The sequence below is a fragment of the Arthrobacter sp. genome (assembly GCF_031179385.1).
Classification (GTDB): Bacteria; Actinomycetota; Actinomycetes; order Actinomycetales; family Micrococcaceae; genus Arthrobacter_D.
Genome location: NZ_JAPSHV010000187.1, coordinates 1 through 3,557 on the forward strand (window position 1 = coordinate 1; position 3,557 = coordinate 3,557).

3 protein-coding genes are annotated in these 3,557 nt (G+C 59.8%); all 3 read left to right on the plus strand.

The window, feature by feature from the left end:
- Positions 1-1,368, plus strand: a 1,368-nt coding sequence (locus RIF85_RS15135; protein WP_309072730.1) for an ABC transporter substrate-binding protein, incomplete at its 5' end; no start/stop codon positions are given.
- A gap of 121 nt (positions 1,369-1,489) precedes the next feature.
- Positions 1,490-2,524, plus strand: a complete 1,035-nt coding sequence (trxB, locus tag RIF85_RS15140) for a thioredoxin-disulfide reductase (protein WP_309072731.1) — start codon at positions 1,490-1,492, stop codon at positions 2,522-2,524.
- Positions 2,525-2,546: 22 nt separating this feature from the next.
- Complete coding sequence (trxA, locus tag RIF85_RS15145; RefSeq protein WP_309072732.1) at positions 2,547-2,870, plus strand: thioredoxin; 324 nt, start codon at positions 2,547-2,549, stop codon at positions 2,868-2,870.
- Positions 2,871-3,557 lie beyond the last annotated feature (687 nt).

The following is a 3,557-nucleotide window of genomic DNA, read 5'->3' on the forward strand; positions in this document are numbered from 1 at the left end:
AGCATACTCGTGGCATCGCCCTCCAATGCCGGCCAGGTTGCTACCAGCGCGCGAGAAGTTGCCACCGGCGAGCGGCCAGGAAACATCCAGGTGCTCGATCTTGGAATCACCGACGCCGGCACGTACCTCGTCACCAACCGCGCTCCTGCTGCGGACCTGCTGGACCTCGTGATCCAGCAGGACGCACCCTACATCGAGCCGTTCTTCACGGACACGCTTGGTTCGGAGATCTTTGGCGTGGCCCGCTCCACGGAGCCGGAAACGTACGACGACGACGATCATTATGACCACGAGGAGGAGCGTCGCCCATCACGCCTCCCCAAGGCCAGAATGCCGCGCTTCGGGCGTGCAGCGGCAGGTGGCGCCGCTGCAGGTGCTGCGGCGGCTGGGTCAACTCGCTCAGAGCCTGGCACCGCTCCCCAGAACATATCGGCATCCCGCCCCGCCGGCAGCGCCAGTGTGCCCCCACCGCCGAGCGCGCCTCCCCGTGTGATTGCGGCGGACGAGCAGAATCAGCGCCCGAAGGTCTCCCTCTGGTCTGAAGACGAACAGGACCGCACAGAGGACGCTTCCTCCCGGCGGCCGCCGTCCCGCTTTCCCGCGGGGGCTGCGGCCGGTGGTGCTGCCGCCGGCGCAACCCAGTACGACGACGACGACGCGTACGAGGACTACGCCGACGATGAAGACCGCGAGAACAATCCACGCTTCACCAGGCTGCTGGTCGGTATCGTCCTCGCTATTGTCATTGTCGCCGCCGTCATACTTGCGGTAACTCAGCTTCGGCCTGTCTTCGACCCACCGGTCGCGAACGAAAGTGGAACTGCAGAGAGCAGCCCGGAAGCCTCCGCCAGTGAGAACGCAACGCCTCCTGCGTCCAGTTCAGCCACTCCTGAGCCTGAACTGGTGGAGCCGGTAGCAGTGAATGTCACCCGTCTTGTACCGGACAATCCCGAACTCAACTCGCAGACAGACGCCGATCTTCCCGCAATCATCGACGACAACCCCGCAAGCTTCTGGGGCACCCTGGTCTATGCGAACGAGACCTTCGGTGGACTGGCCCAGAATATGGCGTTGGTAGTTGAGCTGGAGGAGCCGTCAAACGTCTCCGAAATCGTGATTGAACAGCTGAACAGTTCGGGCGGCAGCTTTACCGTGTTGCTGAATGACGAACCTACGCTGGACGGCGCTACCCAGGTGGCACAGTCGGGGTTCACCAGTCCATCAGCAACCTTCAATGTGCCGGATGTCGACGGTGTACCGCCTACAGCTCAGTATGTAATCGTGAACTTCACGCAGCTGCCCCGCCTCTCAAACGTCCAGGCACAGTACCCCTGGGGTATGCGCATCGCAGAGATCAATATCTCCTAGCGCCTCCGCCTGGCTCTTCGATCTCGCGGAATAACGCAGGTCGGAGTGTCGTTGATGCAAGTGATCGCGATCGGACTATCAGGTTTGGTCGTACTGACCGATAGAAAGGTTCCTTCATTCCGTGAGCACCGAGACACAAGTCGGAAGTAAAGCGTCCGACGACATCCGCGAAGTCATCATCGTCGGATCCGGTCCCGCTGGCTACACAGCCGCCGTATACACCGCCCGGGCGAACCTTTCACCTCTGCTGATCGCCAGTTCAGTCACCGCCGGTGGAGAGCTGATGAACACGACCGATGTGGAGAACTACCCCGGGTTCCCTGAGGGGGTAATGGGACCAGACCTCATGGAGAACTTTGAGAAGCAGGCAGCCCGCTTCGGAACCGAGATTCTGTTCGAGGACGTCACCTCGGTTGACCTCTCGGGCGATATCAAGACCGTGACTATCGGCACCGGAGAAACCTTCCGGGCACGCGCTGTCATCATCTCCACTGGGTCGGCCTACCGGGAGCTTGGACTCGAAGACGAGAAGCGGCTCTCCGGACACGGCGTCAGTTGGTGCGCAACGTGTGACGGATTCTTCTTCAAGAACCAGGACATCGCGGTTATCGGAGGCGGCGACTCCGCTATGGAGGAAGCACTCTTCCTCACCAAGTTCGCCCGGTCGGTCACCGTCGTACACCGTCGTGATTCACTTCGGGCCTCCCGCATCATGCAAGACCGAGCGTTGGCTCACGAAAAGATCCGGTTCGAGTGGAATGCTGAAGTAACCGCGATTCACGGCGCCGACAAGGTCACCGGATTGACGCTGTCCAGTACTGTGGATGACTCGACCCGCGAACTCGCTGTCACGGGCGTGTTTGTCGCTATCGGCAACGATCCCAGAATCGACCTCGTCAAGGATCAGCTGAAGCTGACCGAGGAGGGCACCATCGCCGTGCTCGGCCGCACCTCGAAGACGTCACTCCCGGGCGTCTTCGCAGCGGGGGACGTCATTGATCCCACCTACCGCCAGGCGATCACAGCCTCCGGTTCGGGATGTGTCGCGGCCATCGACGTCGAGCATTATCTTGCCGATCTTGGCGATTCAGTAGAGACCGCCGCGGAAGTCCCGACCCCCCTGGCTGAACAGGTGTCTGAAAAGGCTACCGTCTAACCCTCGAGAAGGAGTAGAGAGTATGAGCAACGCTAAAGAAGTAACAGATTCATCGTTCGAAGCGGACGTTATCAACGCTGCTAAACCAGTTCTGGTTGATTTTTGGGCAGAGTGGTGCGGTCCCTGCCGCAAGCTCTCTCCCATCCTTGACGATATCGCTGCGGAGCACTCTGAGAAGATCGAAGTCGTCAAACTGAACGTCGATGACAATCCTGCGACTGCGGCGAAATACGGCATTACGTCGATTCCTGCTGTGTTCGTCTTCAAGGATGGCCAAGTTGCAGCCACCTCGATCGGTGCGAAGCCGAAGCAGGTGCTGGAGCAGGAGTTCGCGCAGTTCCTGTAGAAATAGGTTTCGACTACTCCATTAGCCGGGTCACCCATTGGGAGACCCGGCTTTTGTGTACCGCGTGTGGGAATGAGTGCTCATCGGCCTTTCGTGCGGTTTCACGTGAAGCATCAGGACGCTCCTTGCTCTCCGAGCCGGGTTGCAGGACGAGCGATCGCTGCCGAGTTCGACGAAGGGCCGTTGGTCATACAGAAATGACGCCAGAACGAGTTTTCTAGTACTCGTGAAAGACAGCCGTGGGCGCGTTCGGTCTGAGAGTCCGCAAGAGAACTGCATCGATCCGTATGCGTTTTGGATTTCCTAATCCAAATTGCTGCCACTGCCGCAGTAGTTAGCCACTAGGCTTGAAGTTTAGGAAGCTCCTACCGAAGAGTGCGTTCCACGTGAAACGACCGGAGCCCACAAGCACGCCTGCCTACGGCGGGCTGATCGACGAAGTCTTCCTCACGCAGCCCTTCCCTAGATGCAAGCAACGCGGAACAAGGTGACGATCATGGCGGGGAATACCGACATTACGGACGTTCATTAGGTGCGTTCAGAACCCGGCGGAGGCTCGTTCCGTGTCAGGCGGAGCCTGGCGATCCTACTCCTAGGATGTCCGAATCTGATCGGTGCTGGCAGGCCCGAAAAGGGTACAGCCCGAGGGTCACGACTGCCGACGTTACGCGAAGACACTGGCGGCGT

Excerpts from the sequence above, each read along its gene's own strand:
- trxA (WP_309072732.1), top strand. The coding sequence starts at position 2,547 with ATGAGCAACGCTAAAGAAGTAACAGATTCATCGTTCGAAGCGGACGTT.